Source organism: Streptomyces sp. NBC_00289, from assembly GCF_041435115.1.
Taxonomy (GTDB): Bacteria; Actinomycetota; Actinomycetes; order Streptomycetales; family Streptomycetaceae; genus Streptomyces.
The window spans coordinates 3,623,208-3,646,971 of record NZ_CP108046.1 but is presented as its reverse complement, the minus strand read 5'-3'; the positions used below and the strand labels follow the sequence as shown (position 1 = coordinate 3,646,971).

Annotated in this window: 21 protein-coding genes; 13 read left to right on the top strand and 8 right to left on the bottom strand. The window is 69.8% G+C overall.

Annotation, left to right across the window (positions count from 1 at the left end; genetic code table 11):
* Window positions 1-47: 47 nt before the first annotated feature.
* Entirely contained in the window at window positions 48-785 is a 738-nt protein-coding gene (locus OG985_RS16505) for a response regulator transcription factor (RefSeq protein ID WP_371669095.1), read from the top strand.
* Window positions 782-2,266 carry a sensor histidine kinase gene (locus OG985_RS16500; RefSeq protein WP_371669094.1) on the top strand — a complete coding sequence of 495 codons (1,485 nt, stop codon included), beginning with the start codon at window positions 782-784 and terminating at the stop codon, window positions 2,264-2,266. Before OG985_RS16505 ends, OG985_RS16500 begins: the two co-directional genes overlap by 4 nt.
* Here OG985_RS16500 and OG985_RS16495 read toward each other — a convergent pair.
* From OG985_RS16495 to OG985_RS16480, 4 genes are all read right to left on the bottom strand, one after another.
* Window positions 2,263-2,739 (bottom strand): MarR family winged helix-turn-helix transcriptional regulator, encoded by a 477-nt coding sequence (locus OG985_RS16495; RefSeq protein ID WP_371669093.1) that lies wholly within the window; start codon window positions 2,737-2,739, stop codon window positions 2,263-2,265. The genes OG985_RS16500 and OG985_RS16495 overlap by 4 nt on opposite strands.
* A gap of 92 nt (window positions 2,740-2,831) precedes the next feature.
* Window positions 2,832-3,629 carry an AIM24 family protein gene (locus tag OG985_RS16490; RefSeq protein ID WP_371674390.1) on the bottom strand — a complete coding sequence of 266 codons (798 nt, stop codon included), beginning with the start codon at window positions 3,627-3,629 and terminating at the stop codon, window positions 2,832-2,834.
* 2 nt (window positions 3,630-3,631) lie between these two features.
* Window positions 3,632-4,282, bottom strand: coding sequence for an AIM24 family protein (locus OG985_RS16485; protein WP_371669092.1), 651 nt, complete (start codon window positions 4,280-4,282; stop codon window positions 3,632-3,634).
* A gap of 1 nt (window position 4,283) precedes the next feature.
* Window positions 4,284-4,916 carry an AIM24 family protein gene (locus OG985_RS16480; RefSeq protein ID WP_371674389.1) on the bottom strand — a complete coding sequence of 211 codons (633 nt, stop codon included), beginning with the start codon at window positions 4,914-4,916 and terminating at the stop codon, window positions 4,284-4,286.
* Window positions 4,917-5,131: 215 nt separating this feature from the next.
* Between OG985_RS16480 and OG985_RS16475 the strand changes: the two genes are divergently transcribed.
* The 5 genes from OG985_RS16475 to OG985_RS16455 all read left to right on the top strand — a co-directional run bounded on the left by OG985_RS16475 (window position 5,132) and on the right by OG985_RS16455 (window position 8,582).
* Complete coding sequence (locus OG985_RS16475; protein WP_371669091.1) at window positions 5,132-5,479, top strand: DUF3817 domain-containing protein; 348 nt, start codon at window positions 5,132-5,134, stop codon at window positions 5,477-5,479.
* Window positions 5,476-5,781, top strand: coding sequence for an MTH1187 family thiamine-binding protein (locus OG985_RS16470; RefSeq protein WP_371669090.1), 306 nt, complete (start codon window positions 5,476-5,478; stop codon window positions 5,779-5,781). The genes OG985_RS16475 and OG985_RS16470 overlap by 4 nt, the downstream gene beginning before the upstream one ends.
* A 78-nt stretch (window positions 5,782-5,859) precedes the next feature.
* Entirely contained in the window at window positions 5,860-6,369 is a 510-nt protein-coding gene (locus OG985_RS16465) for a MarR family winged helix-turn-helix transcriptional regulator (protein ID WP_371669089.1), read from the top strand.
* A gap of 79 nt (window positions 6,370-6,448) precedes the next feature.
* Window positions 6,449-6,787, top strand: coding sequence for a DUF3817 domain-containing protein (locus OG985_RS16460; protein ID WP_371669088.1), 339 nt, complete (start codon window positions 6,449-6,451; stop codon window positions 6,785-6,787).
* A gap of 94 nt (window positions 6,788-6,881) precedes the next feature.
* Window positions 6,882-8,582 carry a methylmalonyl-CoA mutase gene (locus OG985_RS16455; protein ID WP_371669087.1) on the top strand — a complete coding sequence of 567 codons (1,701 nt, stop codon included), beginning with the start codon at window positions 6,882-6,884 and terminating at the stop codon, window positions 8,580-8,582.
* A gap of 137 nt (window positions 8,583-8,719) precedes the next feature.
* On the opposite strand, the gene OG985_RS16450 is transcribed toward OG985_RS16455, so the two are convergent.
* A complete protein-coding gene (locus OG985_RS16450) occupies window positions 8,720-9,451 on the bottom strand; it encodes a TetR/AcrR family transcriptional regulator (RefSeq protein ID WP_371669086.1) in 732 nt (243 codons plus the stop codon).
* A gap of 276 nt (window positions 9,452-9,727) precedes the next feature.
* Between OG985_RS16450 and OG985_RS16445 the strand changes: the two genes are divergently transcribed.
* From OG985_RS16445 to OG985_RS16420, 6 genes are all read left to right on the top strand, one after another.
* Entirely contained in the window at window positions 9,728-10,702 is a 975-nt protein-coding gene (locus OG985_RS16445) for a tetratricopeptide repeat protein (protein ID WP_371669085.1), read from the top strand.
* Between the two features lie 669 nt (window positions 10,703-11,371).
* Window positions 11,372-12,013: a DUF6230 family protein gene (locus OG985_RS16440; protein WP_371669084.1), complete on the top strand. Its 642-nt coding sequence runs from the start codon at window positions 11,372-11,374 to the stop codon at window positions 12,011-12,013.
* A 136-nt stretch (window positions 12,014-12,149) separates the two neighbouring features.
* Window positions 12,150-12,755 carry a DUF6114 domain-containing protein gene (locus tag OG985_RS16435; protein WP_371669083.1) on the top strand — a complete coding sequence of 202 codons (606 nt, stop codon included), beginning with the start codon at window positions 12,150-12,152 and terminating at the stop codon, window positions 12,753-12,755.
* Window positions 12,745-14,058 carry a hypothetical protein gene (locus tag OG985_RS16430; protein WP_371669082.1) on the top strand — a complete coding sequence of 438 codons (1,314 nt, stop codon included), beginning with the start codon at window positions 12,745-12,747 and terminating at the stop codon, window positions 14,056-14,058. Before OG985_RS16435 ends, OG985_RS16430 begins: the two co-directional genes overlap by 11 nt.
* 440 nt (window positions 14,059-14,498) lie before the next feature.
* The gene (locus OG985_RS16425; protein ID WP_371669081.1) at window positions 14,499-18,344 is read left to right on the top strand and encodes a hypothetical protein; all 3,846 of its coding nucleotides are present in this window, start codon (window positions 14,499-14,501) and stop codon (window positions 18,342-18,344) included.
* A gap of 18 nt (window positions 18,345-18,362) precedes the next feature.
* The gene (locus OG985_RS16420) at window positions 18,363-18,749 is read left to right on the top strand and encodes a hypothetical protein (protein ID WP_371669080.1); all 387 of its coding nucleotides are present in this window, start codon (window positions 18,363-18,365) and stop codon (window positions 18,747-18,749) included.
* A 155-nt stretch (window positions 18,750-18,904) separates the two neighbouring features.
* Here OG985_RS16420 and pyk read toward each other — a convergent pair whose 3' ends face one another.
* The 3 genes from pyk to pta form a co-directional block, all read right to left on the bottom strand.
* Window positions 18,905-20,338 carry a pyruvate kinase gene (pyk, locus tag OG985_RS16415; protein WP_371669079.1) on the bottom strand — a complete coding sequence of 478 codons (1,434 nt, stop codon included), beginning with the start codon at window positions 20,336-20,338 and terminating at the stop codon, window positions 18,905-18,907.
* 100 nt (window positions 20,339-20,438) lie between these two features.
* Complete coding sequence (locus OG985_RS16410) at window positions 20,439-21,650, bottom strand: acetate kinase (protein WP_371669078.1); 1,212 nt, start codon at window positions 21,648-21,650, stop codon at window positions 20,439-20,441.
* A complete protein-coding gene (gene pta, locus OG985_RS16405; protein WP_371669077.1) occupies window positions 21,647-23,737 on the bottom strand; it encodes a phosphate acetyltransferase in 2,091 nt (696 codons plus the stop codon). Before pta ends, OG985_RS16410 begins: the two co-directional genes overlap by 4 nt.
* Between the last annotated feature and the right edge of the window lie 27 nt (window positions 23,738-23,764).

The following is a 23,764-nucleotide window of genomic DNA, read 5'->3' as shown; positions in this document are numbered from 1 at the left end:
GAAGCCGCCTGAAGGCTTCTTCAGCCCGGCTTTGCGACCCTGTACGGATGCGCCCACCCGTCACCCGCCACGGCCCTGCCCAAGGCGCCGCGCGCCGCCCCTTCCGGCTGCTGATCGTGGAGGACGAGAGGCGGCTGGCCCTCTCCCTCGCCGGGGGCCTGACGGCCGAGGGCTATGCCGTGGACGTCGTGCACGACGGACGGGACGGCCTGGACCGGGCCACCGAGGGGTCGTACGACCTCGTGATCCTCGACATCATGCTGCCCGGCCTCAACGGCTACCGCGTCTGCGCCGCCCTGCGCGCCGCCGGGCACGACATGCCGATCCTGATGCTCACCGCCAAGGACGGCGAGTACGACGAGGCCGAGGGCCTCGACACGGGCGCGGACGACTACCTGACCAAGCCGTTCTCCTACGTCGTCCTCGTCGCCCGGGTCAAGGCACTGCTGCGGCGGGGCGGACCGGGCGGTGGCGGGCCGTCACCCGTCCACCTGCACGGCGACCTCAAGGTCGACACCGCCGCCCGCCGGGTCCTCCTCGGTGAGGAGGAGGTCACCCTGACGGCCAAGGAGTTCGCCGTTCTGGAACAGCTGGTGGTGCGGGCCGGCGAGGTGGTGTCCAAGGCCGACATCCTCGAGCATGTCTGGGACTTCGCCTACGACGGCGACCCGAACATCGTCGAGGTGTACGTCAGCGCCCTGCGGCGCAAGCTGCGCGCCTCCCTCATCGGGACGGTCCGCGGCGCCGGGTACCGCCTGGAGACGGAGTCGGAGACGGCGCGATGAGACGCCTCCTCGGTTCCGTCCGCGCCCGGGCCACCCTCGCCGCCACCGTCGTGGTCGCCGTGGCGCTGCTCGCGGCCGGGACCGCCGTGCTGCTGTCCCTGCGGTCCAACCTGATCGACCAGGCGGGCACCCAGGCGGAACGCTCGGCCCGGGCCGTGGCCGCCGACCTCGCCGCGGGGAAGCCCTACGACGAGCTGTCCCTGGACGACGACGACCGGCCGGTCCAGGTGGTCGACGCGACCGGGACGCTGGTCGCGGCCACCGAGGACCTGGAGCGGATCAGCGGCACGGGGATCGACGCGGTGCACCCGCGGGCCTCCACAGGCCGCGTGGCCGACGACGACGATCGCGCTGAGGAGGACAGGGAGGACAGGAAGGACAGGAAGGTCAGAGAGGGCAAGGGGGACGAGGGGGACGACGACTCCCTCGACCCCGGCGAGATCGGCGAGCGGACCACCGTCACCGGGGGCTCCGCCACCCTCGACGGCACCACCGCCGAATACCGTTTCGCCGCCGTGTCGGTCGACGCCCCCGGCAAGGGACTGCTGACCGTGAACGCCGGTGCGCCCCTCGCCGCCGAGCAGAGCGCCGTGAGCACCGCCACGACCGTTCTGCTGATCGGGTTTCCGCTGCTGCTCGGGGTCGTCGCGGGCGTGACCTGGCTGGTCACCCGGCGCGCCCTGCGTCCGGTCGAGGGCATCCGCCGGGAGATGGCCGCGATCACCGCCTCCGAGGACCTCGCGCGTCGGGTGCCGGTGCCCGCCACGCACGACGAGGTCGCCCGCCTCGCCCGGACCACCAACGAGACGCTGGCCGCTTTGCAGACCTCGGTGGAACGGCAGCGGCGGTTCGTCGCGGACGCCTCGCACGAACTGCGCAGCCCGATCGCCTCCCTGCGCACCCAGCTCGAGGTGGGGGCCGCGCACCCCGGTCTGCTCGATCTCGACGGCGCGGTGGAGGACACGGTGCGGCTCCAGCGCCTCGCCGCCGACCTGCTGCTTCTCGCCCGGCTGGACGCGGGGGAGCGCCCCGGCGAGGCGCGGTTCGACCTCGCCGGGCTGGCGGCGGAGGAGGCCGGGCGGCGGGCGGGGGTGACGGTACGGGCCCCGGAGATGGTGGAGGTGGCCGGATCGCGGGGGCAGTCGGGGCGGTTGCTCGCCAACCTGCTGGACAACGCGCGGCGGCACGCCCGTTCGGCGGTCACTCTCGCCGTACGGCGGGAGGGAGCGTGGGCGGTGGCCGAGGTCGCCGACGACGGCGACGGGGTGCCCGAGGGCGACCGGGAGCGGATCTTCGAGCGGTTCGTACGGCTGGACGACGCCCGCAGCCGTGACGACGGCGGTGCCGGACTCGGGCTCGCCATCGCCCGCGACGTCGCCGTACGGCACGGCGGCACGCTCACGGTGGGTGACGCACCGGCAGGCGGAGCCCTGTTCGTGCTCCGCCTGCCGCTCGCCCGTCCGGGTGCTTCAGCCCGTTAGGGCCGGCCCCGGTGTCCCCGCAGGTGCTCCGCGATGGGTTTGAGCGCCTTGTCGAGTTCCGCCAGGGCCTCGGGGGACAGCAGATCGATGAAGTGCCTCCGCACCGACGCCACATGATGCGGCGAGACCTTCTGCATGGTCTCCATGCCGCGCTCGGTGAGCACGGCGTACAGTCCGCGGCGGTCGGACTCGCAGTTCTCGCGTCGTACCAGGTCCGCGTTCTCCATACGGGTGATCTGGTGCGAGAGGCGGCTCTTGGACTGGAGGGTGGCGGACGCGAGGTCGCTCATCCGCATCCGTACGTCCTCCGACTCGGACAGATTGACCAGGATCTCGTAGTCGTTCATCGTCAGGCCGAACGGTTGCAGGTCCTTCTCGAGCTGGTACGTCAACAGCCTGTTGACCTCCAGGTGGGTGCGCCAGGCGCACTGCTCCGCATCGGTCAGCCAGCGCGTGGCCGTCTCGGTCTCCATGAATGAAGTCTACCTAAAATGTTGAAAGGCGAACTAGTGAGGGTGGCGTGACGGCGCGCACACGTTCGACGTCACACTCCGCAGACTACCGCTCACAGCCCGAAGCGACGCTGGAGGTCCCCCAGCTGTCCGGGAAGGCGCGGTGCGCCGGCTTGCTGTGGGTGGCCTGCGGGCCCCCCACCGGCACCGGGTACCCCGGCCTGCTGCGGAACCGCCCCCGTGGCCTGCTCGGCCATCAGGGTTTCGGACGACTGGAGCAGGACCGTGCCCGCTCCGACGAACTCGAACTGGTGCTCCTCGCCGGAGGCCCCGCCGAGGCCCGTCAGCGCACGTAGACCGCCCAGGAGACCCGTCATGTAGCCGTGGTCGTAGTGATGGCACGGCGAAGGGCAGTCGGCCCAGCCGACGAGCGCCTGCGGGTCCACCCGGATCGGGGGTTCCATGAACACCACCGGACCGTTTGACGCGGCCACGAACTTGCCGGTTCCGATCAGCGTCAGAAATCCCGGCACGATCGACTGCTTGAGTGCCAGAGTTGGCTGAAAAGCGAGCAGATTGCCCGAGCGAATGGTCAGGTTGCCGTCGTCCAGGTCGTACGAGTTCACGTCGAAGGCCCGGTCGGCGAGGAGCATCTTGCCCGAGCCCTCCGCCACGACCCAGTCGCTCGCGTGCAGTGGCGAATGAAAGGACGTACGGACAAGACGGTCCAAACGGCCGTGTCCGATGCCGTTGAACTCCATCGAGCCGTAGTAGGCGATCATCTTGCCCTTCTGCAGGAACCACTGGCTCCCCTTGAGCTCCACGCAGAAGGTGTAGTTGTTGACGTTGTCGTCGACCGGCAGGGTCATCGGGTCGTGGATCGTCGGGCCGCCGCCCGGAGCCCCGTACATGCTCACAGCTTCTCCTCCGAGGCCTGGACGTACACCGTGCCGCTGCCGCTGAGCTCCAGCTGGAAGGCCTCGCCGGAGCCGCGGCCCACCATGTCGCGCCAGCCCAGCGCGGTGGACAGCTTGTTGCGCACGTCGCCGTGGTGGGCGACGTACGCCTGCGGGTCGACGTGGACCGGGCGCTGCGGGGTGATCGGGATCTCGAAGACGCCGCCGTGCGCCATCACCGCCACCGCGCCCTGGCCCTTGAGGGTGGTCGTGAACAGTCCCTGCCCCGTGACCTGGCCCCGGACCATGCCCATGACGCCACCCTGCGAACCCATGAACATGGTGCCCTGCTGGAGGCTGCCCTCGAAGGCGAGCAGTCGGTCCGCCTCCACGTAGAGCGTGTCGCCGCTGAGGTTGATCACATGGACGTGGTGGCCGCCGTGCCCGAACAGGACCGTGCCGTTGCCCTCGACGCTCATCAGCGGGGTGGCCTCGCCCGCGACCCGGCGGCCGAGCATCGACATGACGCCGCCCTGGCCGCCCTGCATGTTGGGCGTGAAGGCCACCTCGCCCTTGTAGGCGAGCATCGCGCCGCGCTGACTGAACACCCGTTGCCCGGGCAGGACGGTCGCCTCGACCATCTTGGAGTTGATCTCACGCAAGGCCATGTCACACGTCCCCCGCGATCGTGTTCCGCTCGCTCGGCTGGACGTACACCAGCCCGTCGCCCTCGAAGCGGATCTGGAAGGCCTCGCCGCCGCCCTCGCCTATCAGTGTGCGGAACGTCACCCCGGACTGGAAGGACTGCCGGAGGTTCCCCTGGTGCGCGATGTAGGCGCCCGGGTCGACGGTCAGCGGGTACTGCTGGCTCACCCGCAGCACCACGGCCGGCCCGTCCGACATGATCGCCGCCTGGCCGTGGCCCTCGATGGTCGTCGTGAACAGTCCGTTGCCCTGCGAGGCGCCGCGCATACCGGTGAAGGTGGTCCCGGTGCGCAGCCCGGCGTCGGTCGCGAGCAGGTTGCTCGACTCGACGTACAGCTTGTCGCCCTGGAGGCCGACGAGGTTGATCTCCGAGGCGCGGTCCGCGAACCAGCACGTCCCGTGCCCCTTCACCTCCATCAGGGTCATCTGCTCGCCGGTGATCCGCCGGGTCACCATCCCCCGGATGCCCTCACCGCCGCCGCTGAGCTTCTTGAAGGCCATCTGTCCGTCGTACGCGACCATCGAGCCGTTCTTCGCCTTCACGGCGTCCCCGGTCATGTCGACGGCCAGCACCTTGCTGCCTTGGAGTCGAAACATCGCCACGCAGCGAAGGTAGCCCGCCGGGCGCCTTCACGGACAGAGTCCGTGGGTGGAGCCGCACCCTGACCGCACCCCTAGGGGTTCGTCCGCCGCCGCCCGGGGCCACCCGGGCGGACCCCCGCCCCCGCGACCGCGCCGCCGTTTGTCACAATGGCGGGACGTTTGTGCTTGTGTTCACAAACGGCCGTCGACTCTCCCACCGAAGGTGACCCGTGGACATCAAGACCGCCACCGCCCTCCGCCGCCTCCGTCTGGTCTCGGCCCCCGAGGCCGTCTCCTTCCTCCTTCTGCTGGTCTGCTCGGTGCTGAAGCGGACCACGGACTTCAACGCGGTGCCCGTGATGGGCGCGGTCCACGGCGTCCTCTTCATCCTGTACGTGATCTTCTGGGCGGACGCCTGGAACCGCACGAAGTGGTCCCCGAAAACGGCCGCCCTCTACTTCGTCCTCTCCGTGCTGCCCACCGGCGGCTTCTTCGCCGAGCGCAAGCTGCGGCGCGAGGCCGAGGACGCGGTCATCGCCTCCCGCGCCCGCGCCGAGGCCGCGGTGAAGACGTCATGACCGTCGCCTTCTCCGTGACCCCGCTGGGGGTCGGTGAAGAGGTCGGCGAGTACGTCGCCGACGCCGTCCGCGTGGTCCGCGAGTCCGGCCTGCCGCACCGTACCGACGCGATGTTCACGTCGGTCGAGGGTGAGTGGGACGAGGTCATGGACGTGGTCCGGCGTGCGGTCGCGGCGGTCGAGCGGCGCGCCCCGCGCGTCTCCCTGGTCCTCAAGGCGGACATCCGCCCCGGCGTGACGGACGGACTCACCTCCAAGGTGGCGACCGTCGAGCGCCATCTCGCCGGGCCCGACCCCGTCTGACCGGGGCCGGCGGGTGTCGGCGGACCGAAGGGCGAGACGGGGCTGACCACCATGTGACCGGCCGGTAAGGTCGGTGCCGTGCCGAAGCCGCTCAGCCTTCCCTTCGACCCCATCGCCCGCGCCGACGAACTCTGGAAGCAGCGCTGGGGAAACGTGCCGTCGATGGCCGCGATCACCTCGATCATGCGCGCCCACCAGATCCTCCTCGCCGAGGTCGACGCGGTCGTCAAGCCGTACGGGCTGACGTTCGCGCGCTACGAGGCGCTGGTCCTGCTCACCTTCTCCAAGTCGGGCGAGCTCACGATGTCGAAGATCGGCGAGCGGCTCATGGTGCATCCGACCTCGGTGACGAACACCGTGGACCGGCTGGTGAGGTCGGGGCTGGTGGCCAGGCGGCCCAACCCCAACGACGGGCGCGGCACGCTCGCCGGGATCACCGACAAGGGCCGCGAGGTCGTCGAGGCCGCCACCCGCGACCTGATGGCCATGGACTTCGGGCTGGCGGCGTACGACGCCGAGGAGTGCGCCGAGCTCTTCGCCATGCTCAGGCCGCTGCGGGTGGCCGCGCACGACTTCGACGAGGAGTGAGCGCACCCGCCGGCGTCCCCCTCGCCGGGCGCCGGGGGTGCCGCAAGATCGCCCCAAACCGGCCGTTACGCTCGTCCTCATGAAAAAGAGCGTGCTGACCCGCTACCGCGTCATGGCCTACGTCACCGGTGTGCTGCTGGTTCTGCTGTGCCTGAGCATGATCGCCAAGTACGCCTTCGACGTCGACGGCGCCGCGGACTTCACCCGTGTCGTCGCCATCGCGCACGGCTGGCTGTACGTGGTCTACCTGATCTTCGCCTTCGACCTGGGCGCCAAGGCCAAGTGGCCGGTCGCCAAGCAGCTGTGGGTCCTGCTGGCGGGGACCATCCCGACGGCCGCCTTCTTCGTCGAGCGGAACATCAGCCGCGAGCTGGAGCCCCGGATCGCGGAGGACTCGCCCGCTGTCGTCAAGGCGTGACCTGACCCGGCCGACAGCGCCTCCACCGCCGTACGGACACGCGTGCGGCGGTTTCCCATCGACATTTACTAGGACGTCCTAGTAAATTCGAAGCATGGACGCTGACGCCATCGAGGAAGGCCGCCGACGCTGGCAGGCCCGTTACGACGCCGCACGCAAGCGCGAGGCGGACTTCACCACGCTCTCCGGGGATCCCGTGGAGCCGGTGTACGGGCCACGACCGGGCGACACGTACGAGGGTTTCGAACGGATCGGCTGGCCGGGGGAGTATCCCTTCACCCGCGGCCTCCATCCGACCGGCTACCGGGGGCGTACGTGGACCATCCGGCAGTTCGCCGGGTTCGGGAACGCCGAGCAGACCAACGAGCGCTACAAGAAGATCCTCGGCAACGGCGGCGGTGGGCTGTCCGTGGCCTTCGACATGCCGACCCTGATGGGACGGGACTCCGACGACCCGCGCTCGCTGGGCGAGGTCGGGCACTGCGGGGTCGCCATCGACTCGGCCGCCGACATGGAGGTCCTGTTCAAGGACATCCCGCTCGCGGACGTGACCACGTCCATGACCATCAGCGGCCCGGCCGTGCCGGTCTTCTGCATGTACCTGGTCGCCGCCGAACGGCAGGGCGTCGACCCGGCCGTCCTCAACGGCACGCTGCAGACGGACATCTTCAAGGAGTACATCGCGCAGAAGGAGTGGCTCTTCCAGCCGGAGCCCCATCTGCGGCTGATCGGCGACCTGATGGAGTACTGCGCGGCCGGCATCCCCGCCTACAAGCCGCTGTCGGTCTCCGGCTACCACATCCGTGAGGCCGGTTCGACGGCCGCCCAGGAACTGGCCTACACACTGGCCGACGGGTTCGGCTACGTCGAACTGGGCCTGTCCCGCGGGCTCGACGTCGACGTCTTCGCGCCGGGACTGTCCTTCTTCTTCGACGCGCACCTCGACTTCTTCGAGGAGATCGCCAAGTTCCGCGCGGCCCGGCGCATCTGGGCCCGCTGGATGCGGGACGTGTACGGCGCGAAGTCGGAGAAGGCCCAGTGGCTGCGCTTCCACACGCAGACCGCCGGTGTCTCGCTGACCGCCCAGCAGCCGTACAACAACGTGGTGCGGACGGCCGTGGAGGCGCTGGCGGCCGTACTGGGGGGCACCAACTCGCTGCACACCAACGCCCTGGACGAGACGCTGGCCCTGCCGAGCGAGCAGGCGGCGGAGATCGCCCTGCGGACGCAGCAGGTGCTCATGGAGGAGACCGGCGTCGGCAACGTGGCCGACCCGCTGGGCGGCGCGTGGTACGTCGAGCAGCTGACCGACCGGATCGAGGCGGACGCCGAGAGGATTTTCGAGCAGATCAAGGAGCGGGGGCTGCGCGCGCACCCCGACGAGCAGCACCCGATCGGGCCCGTCACCTCCGGAATCCTGCGGGGCATCGAGGACGGCTGGTTCACCGGGGAAATCGCCGAGGCCGCCTTCCGCTACCAGCAGTCTTTGGAGAAGGGCGAGAAGAGGGTGGTGGGCGTCAACGTCCACACCGGCTCGGTCACCGGGGACCTGGAGATCCTGCGGGTCAGCCACGAGGTGGAGCGGGAGCAGGTGCGGGCGCTCGCGGCCCGCAAGGACGCCCGGGACGAGGGCGCGGTGCGCTCAGCGCTGGACGGCATGCTCGCGGCCGCGCGGAGCGGGGCCAACATGATCGGACCGATGCTCGACGCGGCACGGGCCGAGGCGACCCTGGGCGAGATCTGCGGGGTGCTGCGGGACGAGTGGGGGGTGTACACGGAGCCCGCCGGCTTCTAGCGGTTGCCCCGGCACCGGGAGCCGTGCGGCTCTGGTGTGCGGGTGTCGTCAGGCTCCGGGCGTGCAGGCGCTGTGCGGTTCCTGGCGTTCAGGTGCTGTGCGGCTCTGGTGTGCGGGTGTCGTCCGGCTTCCGGCGTTCAGGTGCTGTGCGGCCCTGGCGTCCGGGCGCCGTCCGGCTCTGGCGTGTACGCGCCGTCCGGCTCCCGGCGGTCTCCCGCTGCCCGTGCGGGGGCGGGAGCGTCTGCGGGCGGGTCGGCTGGGGCGGTCAGCCCCCACAGGAGGACCTGGGTGAAACCGCGCACCCACTCCTCGTCCGCCGGCTCCGCGCTCACCAGGGTCCGGTGGACCACCGCGCCCGCCACCATGTCGAAGATCAGGTCGACCGTGCGGGTGGTCTCCTCGGGATCGGTCTCGGGCGGCAGTTCGCCCCGCGCCTGCGCCCGCGCACGGCCCGCCAGGACCAGCCGCTTCTGGCGGTCGACGATGGAGGCGCGGATACGTTCCCGCAGCGCGTCGTCCCGGATCGACTCCGCGACCACCGCCATCAGACCGCTCTTCGCCTCCGGGCGGGCCAGGATCGCCGAGAACTGGAGCACCACACCCTCGATGTCGGCGGCCAGGGAGCCGCGGTCGGGGAGCTCGAGTTCGTCGAAGAGTTCGGCGACCGCGTCCACGACGAGTTCGTTCTTGCCGGCCCATCGGCGGTAGAGGGTCGTTTTCGCAACCCCGGCGCGGGTCGCGACGTCTCCCAGGGTGAGCCTGGACCAGCCCAGTTCGACCAGGGCCGCCCGCGTCGCGGCCAGAATCGCGGTGTCCGCGGCGGCGCTGCGCGGACGTCCGGTACGGCTCGTGGGCGTGCGGCTCTGCATCTCCCGACCATAACCGGCCGTTCTCGTGCGGGCGTGAGGGAGATCACCGGAAGCCGGTGGTCCGGAGGCACTCGGTGCCATTACGCTACGACTCGTAGCGAAAGCCAGGACGCGATGACCGACGTGTCCGGCTTACGCGAGCGACTACCACTGGCCCGGGTGGGGACCCGGCGCCGCACAGCACACAGCGGTCCCGGTTCTTGCCTCGACCGGGGGTCCGGGGCCGTCCCCCGGGGTATGGACCACACACGCGCGGGAACGGGGGAGGATAGACGCATGCAGCCACGGAACATGTCCATGAGCGGAGTCGTCGACCTCGCCGCGGTGAAGGCGGCCCAGGAGGCCAAGGCGAAGGCGGAGCAGGCGCGCGCCGAATCAGCCCGGCAGGGCGGGGGAGGGGCCGTCGCCCCGGCCGCCCTCGTCTCCGACGTCGACGAGGCCGGGTTCGAGCGTGACGTACTTCAGCGGTCCACCGAGGTGCCCGTCGTCATCGACTTCTGGGCCGAGTGGTGCGAGCCGTGCAAGCAGCTGAGCCCCGTCCTGGAGCGGCTGACCCTGGAGTACAACGGGCGCTTCGTCCTCGCCAAGATCGATGTCGACGCCAACCAGATGCTGATGCAGCAGTTCGGGATCCAGGGGATCCCGGCCGTCTTCGCGGTGGTGGCCGGGCAGGCCCTGCCGCTCTTCCAGGGGGCCGCCGGCGAGGCGCAGATCCGCCAGACCCTGGACCAGTTGGTGCAGGTGGCCGAGGAACGCTTCGGCCTCACCGGCCTGATGGTCGACCCCGACGCCGGGCCGGGCGCCGTCCAGGCTCCTCCCACGGTGCCCGCGGGGCCGTACGACGCCCTTCTCGAGGCGGCCGTACAGGCCCTGGACGCGGGGGACTTCGGGGGGGCCGTACAGGCGTACCGGAACGTGCTGAGTGACGACCCGGGCAACTCGGAGGCCAAACTGGGTCTCGCCCAGGCCGAGTTGCTCCAGCGGGTGCAGGATCTGGACCCGCAGCGGACACGCAAGGAGGCGGCCGAGAAGCCGGCCGACGCGCAGGCGCAGATCGCCGCCGCCGACCTGGATCTGGTGGGCGGCCACGTGGAGGACGCGTTCGGCCGGCTCATCGAGACCGTACGGCGCACGGCGGGCGACGACCGGGACACCGTACGGCGGCGGCTCCTGGAGCTGTTCGAGGTCGTGGGCGCCGACGACCCGCGGGTCACGGCGGCTCGCCGGGCGCTCGCGCGAGCCCTCTTCTGAGCGGGCTCCGGCGGATGTTCTGAGTCGGGCGCGAGCCCGGTTCTGACCAGTCGCTAAACGCGAGGGCATGTGGTGCCCGAGTGAAAGATCTGCCGACGAACTGTCAGTGCGGCCGCGCTTTACCAAAACTTGGTAAACGCGGCCGCTGTTACTGCAAGTAAGTTACGGCCGTTGATCTGTCGGAATCTGTCCATTGATCAACAGTTTTGTCCTCCCCGTATCTGCCACCGAGCGTTGTCGGACGAGACCAGCGGGTCGTTGTTCGGTTATCCGGCCGTTACTAGCGAGTAACGAACCCCCTTGTGCGGGCGCCGAGAATGCACCACGATCGGCGACGCTCGGTCCATTCGCGTACCCCGACAGCCGGTTGGGTCCACGGGAACCAGGGTCCCCACCGGGCAGGGTCGACGGCAGTGGCGTCGGCTCTTGGGCAGGGGGGTCTTCGCCGTCCGGCGGAGCCTGTCCAGCAAGGTTGTGCGTGATGCGTGTCAGGCGCGACCAGTGGTTGTCGCTCGGGGGTGATCGCCGGTGATTCGGGTGCGTTTGCGCCACCGAGTGCAGGCGCTCTCCTTCCCGAGGACGTAGCACTTCTCCCATCCCTGCCCGGCTGAGCCGTCTGTCGATAGGGGCAGTCAGGGCCAGGAGATGTACGTCCGAGAAGGAGGAAATATGGAGTCCCAGGTGCGTGGCGGGACCAGATGGAAGCGGTTCGCTGTGGTCATGGTGCCCAGCGTCGCCGCCACGGCGTGCATAGGCGTGGCCCTGGCTCAGGGTGCGCTTGCCGCGTCGTTCAGTGTGTCGGGACAGTCGTTCAAGGTCACGGCCAAGGAGCTCAACGGTAAGGGCTTCTCGCAGTACGGGGCCATCGACGAGGGCTACACCCTCGACGGTAAGAAGACGGCTCACCCGGTCGCGGTGTCGGCGTTCACGAGTGCCAGCATCGAGAAGATGTGCCAGTCGGTCGTCACGCCGAACATCCCGCTGCTCGGGTCCGTGACCCTGCGGCTGGAGGCGGGTGACAGCAGCGACGAGGACAAGCAGGTCGCTGCGACCAACCTGTACATCGACGTCGAGGACCTTGGCGCGGACGCCGAGTTCACCAACATCGACATCGGTGTGGCGGGCAAGGACCTCAAGGGCGCGAAGATGAAGGCCAATGAAACGGCCAACCCCTTCGGTTTCGCCCAGCAGGCCGACTCGGTGAAGCTCACCAAGGTCAAGCAGACGGCGTGGGCGACCACCGCGGGAACGTTCAAGCTCCCCGGCCTCAGCATGAAGCTGTCCACGGGTACCAGCAGGGAGTGCTACTAGGCATTCGGTGACGGGCGGGGGCGCCGGAAGGCACCCCCGCCCGTCGCTCCCCCGTCTGCCTTTGCGCACACCCCGCACATCTTCACCGCAGTACCACCTTCACCACAGCAAAAGCCGCACCAGGGAGCTGTTTTCCATGAGCGCCGAGACTTCTGCCGAGCCCGGTCAGTTCACTCGCCGGAGGCTGCAGTTCCGCGCGTGGCGGGGTACTCGCCCGTTCTGGGCCGGCCTGTTCGTCGTGATCGCCGGTTTTCCGATCATGTACTTCCCGTACGCGCACCTCCAGGTCGGTCACCTGACGCTGGCCATGGCCACCACCGCGGGGGCCGGCTCGCTGATCATCGGCGTGCTGCTGGTCGTCCTGGGCATCAGCCTGTGGGTCCAGAAGCACATCCGCACCTTCGCGGGCGTCGCGGCGATTCTGCTGGGACTGGTGTCCCTGCCCGTCTCCAACTTCGGTGGCTTCATCGTCGGCTTCCTGTTCGCGCTCATCGGCGGTGCGATGGCGGTGTCGTGGGCACCGGGCCTGCCGCCGGAGGAGCAGGTGAAGGAGCCCGGCTCCGAGGAGGGCGGCGCCCCGCAGGCGGCGGCCCCCGAGGACGGCACTCCCGCGGTCAGTACCCCCGAGGCCCCGTACAGCGAGGGCCCGGTGTTCACCAAGGACGACCGGGTGGACGAGCCGAACGATCTGTCAGGAACGAGCCCGGGGACCGGGGCATACGGGAGGCACAGTGCCGGCTGACGAGGTGACCCACGGGACTGACGTGGACGCGTCCCGTGTGAGAACCGGGCCGCGGCATGCGGCGCCCAGGAAGCCGCTGTTCACCAGGTTCCACATGCCTGCCGGGAAGGCGATAGCCCTGGCGGCGATGCCGACGGCTGTTCTCATGGGGATGGGCTTCACGTCCACGTTCGCCAACGCCGACGACCAGCCGGCGTCGAACAGCCAGCAGGCCGACGAGTACAAGGACTGCGTCACCGCCCTGGACCCCTCCGCCTCGGCCACGCCGTCGCCCTCCGCCTCGGCGAGCGACGAGGCGTCGGACTCGGCGGACCAGGACGACACGGCCGAGCCGACCCCGTCGGCGACGTCGTCCTCGCCGGCCTCGGACACGGGCAAGGACTCTTCGTCGGATTCAGGTTCCGACGACAAGGCCGACCCCACGCCGTCCGCGTCGGAGAGCAAGTCCTCGTCGAGCGGCAGCGGTGACACCGCCACGCCGACCCCCTCGGCGTCCGAGAGCAAGAACGTCCTGGAGACGATCGGCGACACGATCGGCGACATCCTCACCGGTGGCGACAAGAGCGCCACCGAGAGCGCGAGCGCGAGCCCGACCCCCTCGGCCTCGGCGTCCGCCTCCGAGAGCGCCGGCAAGGACGAGTCGACCGACTCCTCCGACGCCGTCAAGGAGACGACGAAGAAGGTCACCGACACGGTGGAGGACACCGTGAAGGACGCGACCGACACGGCGTCCAAGGCGGCCGAGGACACCACCAAGGCGGTGGAGGAGGCGGCTGAGGACGCCACGTCCTCTCCGAGCCCCTCCGCCAGTTCCACCACGGACGCCGACGACTGCGAGGCCGCGACGGACGCGGAGGGCGGTGTCGACAACAAGGTTCTGCTGCCCGACAACCCCTGGACCCTGAACGCCAGTTCGCTGACGCTCAAGGGCGCCGACTACAAGGGCATAGTCAAGGTCCGTACGGCCAGCGGCAAGGTCAAGGAAGTCCTGAAGTACGTCATATCGGGCGGCACGGACATCGGCGACCTGCACCAGACGGTGAAGGACGAGCAGTCGGGCAAGACGTATCACGTGCAGGCCGCCACGGGCTTGCCGCACTCGACCATCGAGGGCGGCGACACGATCATGTACACCGAGAGCATCTCGGGGAACCTGTTCGGCCTGATACCGGTCACGTTCAGCCCGAAGAGCCCGCCGCCGCTGAACATCCCGTACATCTACTTCTCCAACGCGAAGGTGCAGCAGGCAGGCCAGTTCGGCGGCACGCTGACCATCCCCGGACTGCACCAGTACATCGACTGAACACCCCACAGAGCCCGTCCGGGAGCCGCAAAGGACTGTGCCCCGCCGTTGAACCCGGCGGGGCACAGTCGTGCCTGGGGGCGTCGAGGAGGCTGGAGCTTTTCTTCATGCACCAGCGGGACGCGTGGGGCGGAACAGGGTTCGGACGTAAAGGGAAATTGAGGGTTCCGTAAAAGCTTTCCCACTGAGATGATGATCCGGTCCCCTGGGGAGGGGGCACGGGGCACGCGTGTTGACCGCACGCGGCATGGACGGGGATCTCTCTACTTCCTGGCATTTCCTGCGCGGCAGGCCAGTCGGCATGACTACCGACCGGCCTCGGCCGGCGATTCGTCGTGCCCTTCTTCTCGTGCGACAAGACCGACTATCCGGACTGACCATTCAGGTAGGGCATCGACATGCGTAGGACTCGAAGAAGACGACAAAGACGATCCCGGGCCGTGCGTTTACCGCGGGGTTTCGCAGCCGTCGCGCTCGCGACCGCGACGGCCGTGCTCGGCGGACTCGTCTCCGCCGCCCCCGCGAACGCCGACGAGCCGGGGGACAACCCGGCCAACCCGTATGAACGCACCCTCCGCATCAGCCTCGGCGCTCAGGCCAGGAAGGACCGCTGCCAGGTGGGGCGCGCCGTACACTTCGGCGGACCCGAGACGAAGACGTACGCGGCGACCAAACTCGCTGGAACGGACGACGATCTGCGCAAGGTCGTGGCGGACTGGAACTTTGGGGAAGTCGGCCAGGTCCAGCAACGGGACGACGACGCGGGCCTAGCTGACCTGAAGGCTTTTCAGGACCGCCAGGACAAACTGAACATCGGCAATAAGCCCTACGCCGCGGTGAATTCGTCGGGCGGCCGAGATTACTGGGCGCCGGAGTTCGGCAAGGACATCGTCGCCTTCACTCTCGGCACCCAGCAGGACCTGTACAACAAGATCTGGGAGAACCCGACGCCGAGGCCTGGGCAGGCTTCGCTGGACCAGGCGCGGAAGGTGCTCGACGCCTTCGACACAGGCGGGGACGCGTGGGCGGCCGCCTACAAAGACGTCGCCGGGCGGGAACTGCTCGACACGAGCAACCTGGGCTACTCCTCGGCCAACGACGTCGCGACCTTTCTGCGGTTCGGCGGTTTCCCGACCGAGGCGCCCGAGCCGGACTCGCTGGAGTTCCGCACCGAGGTCGAGGCGCTGAAGACGGCCTGGGCGGCCTGCGACAGCGGCAACCCGATCGACCAATACCGGGTGTTGACCGGCCCGGTCGTGCAGGCATACACGGAGTGGGAGGCGGAGTACTCCGGCCAGGCCGAGCAACGCAAGGCGATCGTCACCGCCGAGGCAGCCGCGTCGAAGGAGACACGGGTCGCCACCGGCGCGATGCTGGAAGCGGTCCGGCAGGCCTGGCAGGCGGACCAGATCCTGTACTGGCAGAAGTACTGGGCCGCGAACAAGGATTCCGCCCTGTACCCGACGAAGGCCGAACTCACCAAGGCGACGACGGACCTGAACGCGGCGAAGACCAAGGCCACCGCGCAGGTGGCACTGGCGGACGCGGCGGCCACCCGGGCCAAGACGGCCGCGGACACCGCGGGCGCCCAGCAGGCGAAGGCGTGGACGATCGCCGACGTCGCGAAGCTGCCGCGCGGCCGGGGCCTGCTGTACGCGCAACAGTCGGTGCAGGTCGCCAAGGCTTCGGCCGCCGCCACTCAGGCGGCTGCGAAGGCCACGCTGACGGCGTCGAACGCGGCGAAAGCCACTGTGGGGGACTCCCAGACGCTGCTGGCGCTGGCCAAGACCCAGGCGCACGCGCTGAACACGGAGTTCCGCAAGACGGCGGCGCTGGAGGCAAAGACGCAGGCCAAGGCCGCGGCTGAGTCCGCCGCCAAGCTGGCCACGGAGGCCTCGGCCAACGCCGCCACCGCGAAGAGCGCCCGCGCGACCGCCGAGAAGGCGGAGCAGACTGCCAAGACCCAGGCTGCCGAAGCGAAGCGCCAGCGAGGTATAGCGGAGGCGGAGAAGGCCACCGCCGAGCGAGAGCGGGACACCGCGGCCAGTGAACGGGCCAAGGCCGAGGCCGCCGAGGAGCGCGCGCAGGGCGATAGGAACAGGGCGAGCGAGGCCCTCGCCGACGCGCAAAACGCTGGTTCGGTGGCGACGCAGAAGCTGGCGGCGGCGACGGACGCCGAACTGCGCGCCTACACGGCACGCAACCAGGCGGTCAGGGCCGAGCACGAGAAGAACGCCACCGCGTCGCGGGCGGCAGCCCTGGAGTCCGCTGCCGCAGCGGCCGACGGCACCGCCGCCGCAGCCGAGACCAGGCAGGCGGCCACTGAGGCCCGTTCCGCGGCCACCGAGGCGGCGGCCGCCGCGACCCGAGCCCGTACTGCTGCCAATGAGGCGACCACGGCGGCTATGAACGCCCGCGCGGCGGCGACCCGCGCCGACGGCGCGGCCAAGCGGTCACGGTCCGCCGCCGACGCGGCCCAGTCGGCATACGCGAAGACTCACGCGGCAGCCGCAACCGCGCACGCCGCGGCGGCCGAGGCGATCGACGCGGCGGCCTCCGCGAAGGACAACGCCAAGAAGGCGGACGGCGAGGCCAAGAAAGCCCAGGCCGCGGCGATCACCGCACGCAAGGAGGCCACCGCGGCAGTGGCCGAGGCCGCCAAGACGGCCGCGTGGTCGGCGAAGACCGCCGGGTACGCGCTCGCTACGGCCCAGTACGCGCAGGCCTCCAGGGACGCCGCGACCGCGGTGACCAAGGCGGCCGACGAGGCGATCACCATCGGCTCCCCGTACCGCGAGAGCGACACCTCGGCGGCGTACGCGGTCCTGATCGGCCAGACCTCCAAGACGCTCGCCGAGCAGCAGGCCACCGCGGCCAAGGCCAAGTCGGACGAGGCGAAGAAGGCGGCGGCGCAGGCCAAGGCCCTCGCCGACAGGGCGGCCGGCGACGCGAAGATCGCCCTTCAGGCGGCAGCCGACGCCGCGGACTACGCGGTGCAGGCGGTCAACTCCGCAGCGGCCGCCAACGCTTCGGCGGCCGTTGCGGCGACCGACGCGGCCGCCGCGAAGAAGGCCGACGCGAACGCCCAGAAGTACGACCAGCAGGCGGGCACCGACGCCTTCTACGCCAACTTCGCCGCCAACGACGCGGAGTCGGCGGCCGCCCAGGCCGACCGCGAGGCGACGGAGGCCGAGAAGGACGCGTCGAGCGCCCGCTCCGCCGCGTCTGGCGCCGAGGCCGACGCCTCCGCCGCAGACCAGGTCGCGACGCACGCCGAGTCGGAAGCGACCAAGGCCGAGACGGCGGCGTCCAACGCGGAAAGCGCGGCCAAGGAGGCGGACGCGGCTGCCGACCGCGCCGAGGAGGAGCAGCGCAAGCGGCTGGAAGAACTCCGCAGAGGGAGTGCTGAGCAGCCGGCCGACGCGGGCTCGCCCCTGTCCTCCGACGAGGAGGCGGCGCTGCTGCGCATGTGTGGGCAGGAGTGCCTGGACCAGTACCGGGCCGCGCGCGACCTGGCGTCCCTGAACCTGTTGGACTGGGTCAAGCAGAACGGAGGGGCGATCCTCCTCGACTACATCGGCTGGACCGACCTCAAGAACTGCCTGACGAAGGGCGACGTCGAGAGCTGCCTGTGGACGCTGGTCAACGCGATCGGCGCGGCCGTCCCGCTCACCAAGTTCCCCGCGGTGGGCAAGGCGGTCGTCCGGATCTCCTCAGGCGTCGTCGGCTTCTTCGAGAAGTCGGCGAAGGCGAAGAAGACGCTGGACAAGCTTCGCAAGCTGGCCGAGAAAGCGAGGAAGGAACCGAACCTTCCGGCTTGCGTGAAGAAGAAGTCCGTGAAGAGCGTCGCGTCCGTGAGGGCGGCCGGGTTCACGTCCGCGGCCGCGGCGGACACGTCCGACGAGAGTATCGACCTGGACGTCTGCAACCTCGATCTGGCGGAGGACCTGCCCTACGAGGTACTGGCGGACATCGAGAAGAAGTACGGGTCCGACGTGGCGGACGGCGTCGAGTACCAGTGGATGCGGATGGGCAGCGACGACATTCAGCACGCGGCGGACCATGATCTGCCGGGCATCGGCCACAACTTGAAGTCCATGGCCGAGTACTTCAAGAAGTGGCGCGGCAAGGGCACCCATATAGACACGAAGACGAAGAATCCGGTCGCCTACGATGAGGACAAGGGCTTGATCGTCATCCTCCAGCCCCACCGCATCCACGCCTACAAGGTGACGTGGGAGACCTTCCACAACGGAACCCGCTACACGCCCAATCCCAAGAGCTGACGCGGGAAGGAGAGACGGTTGCCAAGACAACTGAAGCTGACCCGTGACGGCGACGCGCTCATTGCCCGGCTCGCGCCGTCCCAGGCGAGCGCCATGTACGAGGCGCTGACATATCTGCGCGAGCGGAACGGCGGTGACGAGGAGCTGACCCTGCTCGTCGGCGCCAGCCGGGAGGTGGTCGACGCGCTCGTCGAGCGCCTGGCCGGTCCGCACCCGGAATCCTTCGACGTCCGGCTCCGGTGGGAGGAACTGCACATGGTGCACAGCGCTCTGACCGCCGTGCCCACCATGTTCCTCACGCGCGGCGTGTTCACGGAGGAGTCCTTCCACATCAGGTTGGGCTTCTACCGGGAAAACTTCGACGCCCTGGCGCTCGCCATCGTCAACGCGGCGGCCCAGGTGTGACGTCCGGCGATGGTGTACCGAGGGGCCCGGGCCGCGTGTCTGGGCCCCTCCGGCGTCGGTCTTCCCGCTGCGGCCGGGCGCCGACCGCGAGAACTGAGGGCGCCCCCTGCCGCAGGAGGCGCCCTCAGTACCGTGGAAGAGCTCTTACCGGCCCGTCAGTTGGGGCCGTCGCCGCCACCCAGGTGGTGGACGCGGAGCATGTTGGTGGTGCCGGCGACGCCGGGGGGTGAACCGGCCGTGATGATGCAGATGTCGCCCGGGTTGAAGCGGTTGAGCTTGGCGATCTCCTGGTCGACCAGGTCGACCATCTCGTCGGTGCTGTTCACGAACGGCACGACGTGCGACTCCACGCCCCAGCTGAGCGTCAGCTGGTTGCGGGTGCCCTCGTCGGTGGTGAACGCGATGATCGGCTGGACCGCGCGGTAGCGCGACAGGCGGCGGGCGGTGTCACCGGACTGGGTGAAGGCGACCAGGCCCCGGCCGCCGAGGAAGTCCGCGATCTCGCAGGCGGCACGGGCCACCGAACCGCCCTGCGTGCGCGGCTTCTTGCCCGGGACGAGCGGCTGCAGGCCCTTGGACATCAGCTCCTGCTCGGCCGCGACGACGATCTTCGACATCGTCTTCACGGTCTCGATCGGGTAAGCGCCGACCGAGGACTCCGCCGACAGCATGACCGCGTCCGCGCCGTCCAGGATCGCGTTGGCGACGTCGGACGCCTCGGCGCGGGTCGGGCGGGAGTTGGTGATCATCGACTCCATCATCTGGGTCGCCACGATCACCGGCTTGGCGTTGCGCCGGCACAGCTCGATCAGACGCTTCTGCACCATGGGGACCCGCTCGAGCGGGTACTCGACGGCCAGGTCGCCACGGGCGACCATCACGCCGTCGAACGCCATCACGACGTCCTCCATGTTGTCCACCGCCTGCGGCTTCTCCACCTTGGCGATGACGGGGACCCGGCGGCCCTCCTCGTCCATGACCCGGTGGACGTCGGCGACGTCCTTGGCGTCCCGGACGAAGGACAGCGCCACCAGGTCGCAGCCCATCCGCAGCGCGAAGCGCAGGTCCTCGATGTCCTTCTCGGACAGTGCCGGAACGTTCACGGCCGTGCCGGGCAGGTTGATGCCCTTGTGGTCGGAGACGACACCGCCTTCGATGACGATCGTCTTCACCCGCGGACCCTCGACGTCCAGGACCTTCAGCTCGACGTTGCCGTCGTTGATCAGGACCTGGTCGCCGCGCGAGACGTCACCGGGAAGACCCTTGTACGTCGTCCCGCAGATCTGCTTGTCGCCGGGCACGTCCTCGGTGGTGATGACGAACTCGTCGCCGCGCTCCAGCTCGACCGGCCCCTCGGCGAAGGTCTCCAGGCGGATCTTCGGCCCCTGGAGGTCGGCGAGGACACCGATGGCCCGGCCGGTCTCCTTGGCGGCGGCCCGGACACGGTCGTACCGGCCCTGGTGCTCGGCGTGGGTGCCGTGGCTGAAGTTGAAGCGGGCAACGTTCATGCCGGCTTCGATCAGGGACACGAGCATCTCGTGGGAGTCGACCGCGGGGCCGAGAGTACAGACGATTTTCGAACGGCGCATGAGGCGATCCTATCGGTTTGTTTCGCTACGGAATATTCCGTCTGGTGGAAGATACAAATGGGCGGGTCTGCGCTCAGGCGTGTTACTGCCGTGTATTTCCTCAGCGGCTCTTTCCGACCAGTGCGTAGGTCTGATTGGCGATCTCCAGTTCCTCGTCGGTCGGCACCACGGCCACGGCGACCCGCGCCCGCGCGGGCGAGATCAGCCGCGGTTCTGCGCCGCGTACGGCGTTCAGTTCGGCGTCCACCGCCAGGCCCAGCCCCTCCAGCCCGGCCAGGGCGGCCTCCCGCACCGGCGCCGAGTTCTCACCCACCCCGGCCGTGAAGGCGATCGCGTCCACCCGGCCGAGTACGGCGTAATAGGCGCCGATGTACTTCTTCAGCCGGTGAATGTAGATGTCGAAGGCCAACGCCGCCCGTTCGTCGCCTTCTTCGACCCGGCGGCGGATCTCCCGCATGTCGTTGTCCCCGCACAGACCGATCAGACCGCTCCTCTTGTTGAGAAGAGTGTCGATCTCGTCCGTTGACATTCCGCCAACTCGCATCAAATGGAAGATGACGGCCGGGTCCATGTCTCCGGAGCGCGTACCCATCACCAGCCCCTCCAAAGGCGTCAGCCCCATGGAGGTGTCCACGCAGACTCCGCCCCGCACGGCGGAGGCGGACGCCCCGTTGCCCAGGTGCAGCACGATCACGTTGACGTCCTCGGGCGCCCTGCCGAGCAGCTTCGCGGTCGCCCGTGACACGTACGCGTGTGAGGTCCCGTGGAAGCCGTACCGCCTGATCCGGTGCGCGTCGGCGGTCTCCACGTCGATCGCGTAGCGCGCGGCCGACTCCGGCATCGTGGTGTGGAAGGCGGTGTCGAAGACGGCGACCTGGGGCAGGTCGGGCCGCAGTGCCCGCGCCGTACGGATGCCGGTGAGGTTGGCCGGGTTGTGCAGGGGCGCCACCGGGATCAGCCGCTCGATCTCGGCGAGCACCCGCTCGTCGACGACGGTCGGCTCGGTGAACGACTTGCCGCCGTGCACCACTCGGTGGCCGATCGCGAGCAGTTCGGGCGAGTCGAGCCCCAGTCCGTCCTGGGCCAGTTCCTCCGCCACGGACTTCAGGGCCGCGTCGTGATCGGCGATCGGGGCGGTCCACTCGCGGATCTCGCCGCCCCGCGCCACCGGCGTGTGCCGGAGCCGGGAGCCCCGCTCGCCGATGCGCTCGACGAGCCCCACGGCGAGGCGGCTGCTGTCGCGCATGTCGAGCAGTTGGTACTTCACCGACGAGGAGCCGGAGTTGAGGACGAGGACGCGGGTCGCACTCACTGGTCGGTCGCCTTCTCGCTGGGGGACTGGGCCTGGATCGCCGTGATGGCGACGGTGTTGACGATGTCCTGGACGAGCGCGCCCCGGGACAGGTCGTTGACCGGCTTGCGCAGCCCCTGGAGCACCGGCCCGACCGCGATCGCGCCGGCCGAACGCTGCACGGCCTTGTACGTGTTGTTGCCGGTGTTGAGGTCAGGGAAGATCAGCACGCTGGCCTGGCCGGCCACCTCGGAGCCGGGCAGTTTGGTCTCGGCGACCGTCGGCTCCACGGCGGCGTCGTACTGGATGGGGCCCTCGATCTTCAGGTCGGGCCGCCGGGAGCGGACCAGCTCGGTCGCCTGGCGCACCTTGTCGACGTCGGCGCCCGAGCCGGACGTACCGGTCGAGTACGACAGCATCGCGATCCGCGGCTCGACACCGAACTGCGCGGCGGTGGCGGCCGACTGGACGGCGATGTCGGCGAGCTGCTCGGCGTCGGGGTCGGGGTTCACCGCGCAGTCGCCGTAGACGAGGACCTTGTCGGCGAGGCACATGAAGAAGACGGACGAGACGATGCCGGCGTCAGGCCTGGTCTTGATGATCTCGAAGGCCGGGCGGATGGTCGCGGCCGTCGAGTGCACGGAACCGGAGACCATGCCGTCGGCGAGGCCCTCCTGCACCATCAGCGTGCCGAAGTAGTTCATGTCGGAGACGACGTCGTAGGCCAGCTCCACGGTGACCCCCTTGTGGGCGCGCAGCCGGGCGTACTGCTCGGCGAAGGAGTCGCGCAGTTCGCTGGTGGCCGGGTCGATCAGCTGCGTCTCGCCGAGGTCGATGCCGAGGTCGGCGGCCTTCTTGCGGATCTGGTCGACCGGGCCGAGGAGGGTGAGGTCGCACACGCCGCGGCGCAGCAGCACCTCGGCGGCGTGCAGCACGCGCGCCTCGGTGCCCTCGGGCAGCACGACCCGGCGCAGGTCTGCGCGGGCCCGGTCCAGCAGCTTGTGCTCGAACATCATGGGTGTCACGCGGTCGCTGCTGGGGGTGGAGACCCGCCTCAGCAGTCCCTCGGTCTCCACGTACCGCTCGAAGAGCCCGAGCGCGGTCTCCGCCTTGCGCGGGGTGGCCGCGTTCAACTTCCCCTCCAGGGAGAAGAGTTCGGCGGCGGTGGGGAAGCTGTTGCCGGCCACCGACAGCACCGGGGTGCCGGGGGCGAGGCGGGCGGCCAGGGTCATGACCTCGTCGCTCGGCACTTCCCCCAGGGTCAGCAGCAGGCCCGCTATCGGCGGGGTGCCGGCGCTGTGCGCGGCCATCGAACCGACGACCAGGTCCGCGCGGTCGCCCGGGGTGACGACCAGGCAGCCCGGGGTCAGGGCGTGCAGGAAGTTCGGCAGCATGGCGCCGCCGAACACGAAGTCCAGCGCGTCCCGGGCGAGCCCCGAGTCGTCGCCGAGCAGCACCTTCGCCCCGAGGGCCTGGGAGATCTGCGCGACGGTGGGCGCGGAGAGGGCGGGCTCGTCGGGCACGACGTAGCAGGGGACGGGGAGCCGGGAGTCGAGCCGGCGGGCGATCTCGTCCCGGTCGTCCCGGGCGACCCGGTTGGTGACCATGGCGAGGACGTCGCAGCCGAGGCCGTCGTAGGCACGGTAGGCGTTGCGGGTCTCGGCGAGCACGGACTCGGTGCTCTGGCCCCGGCCGCCCACCACGGGGATGACGGCGGCGCCGAACTCGTTGGCCAGCCGGGCGTTCAGGGACAGCTCGTCGGGGAGCTGGGTGGCGGCGAAGTCGGTGCCGAGGACGAGCACGACGTCGTAGTCGCGGGCCACCAGATGGAACCGGTCGACGAGCGCCGACACCAGTTCGTCGGTGCCCTGCTCGGCCTGCAGGGCGGACGCCTCGGGGTAGTCCATGCCGTAGACGGTCGCCGGGTCCTGCGACAGGCGGTAGCGGGCGCGCAGCAGTTCGAAGAGGCGGTCGGGCCCGTCGTGGACGAGGGGGCGGAAGACGCCCACCCGGTCGACCTGGCGGGTCAGGAGTTCCATGACCCCCAGCTCGACGACCTGGCGGCCGTCGCCGCGGTCGATACCGGTCACGTACACGCTGCGCGTCACGCGTGCTCTCCGTTCCGTCTTGAGCGG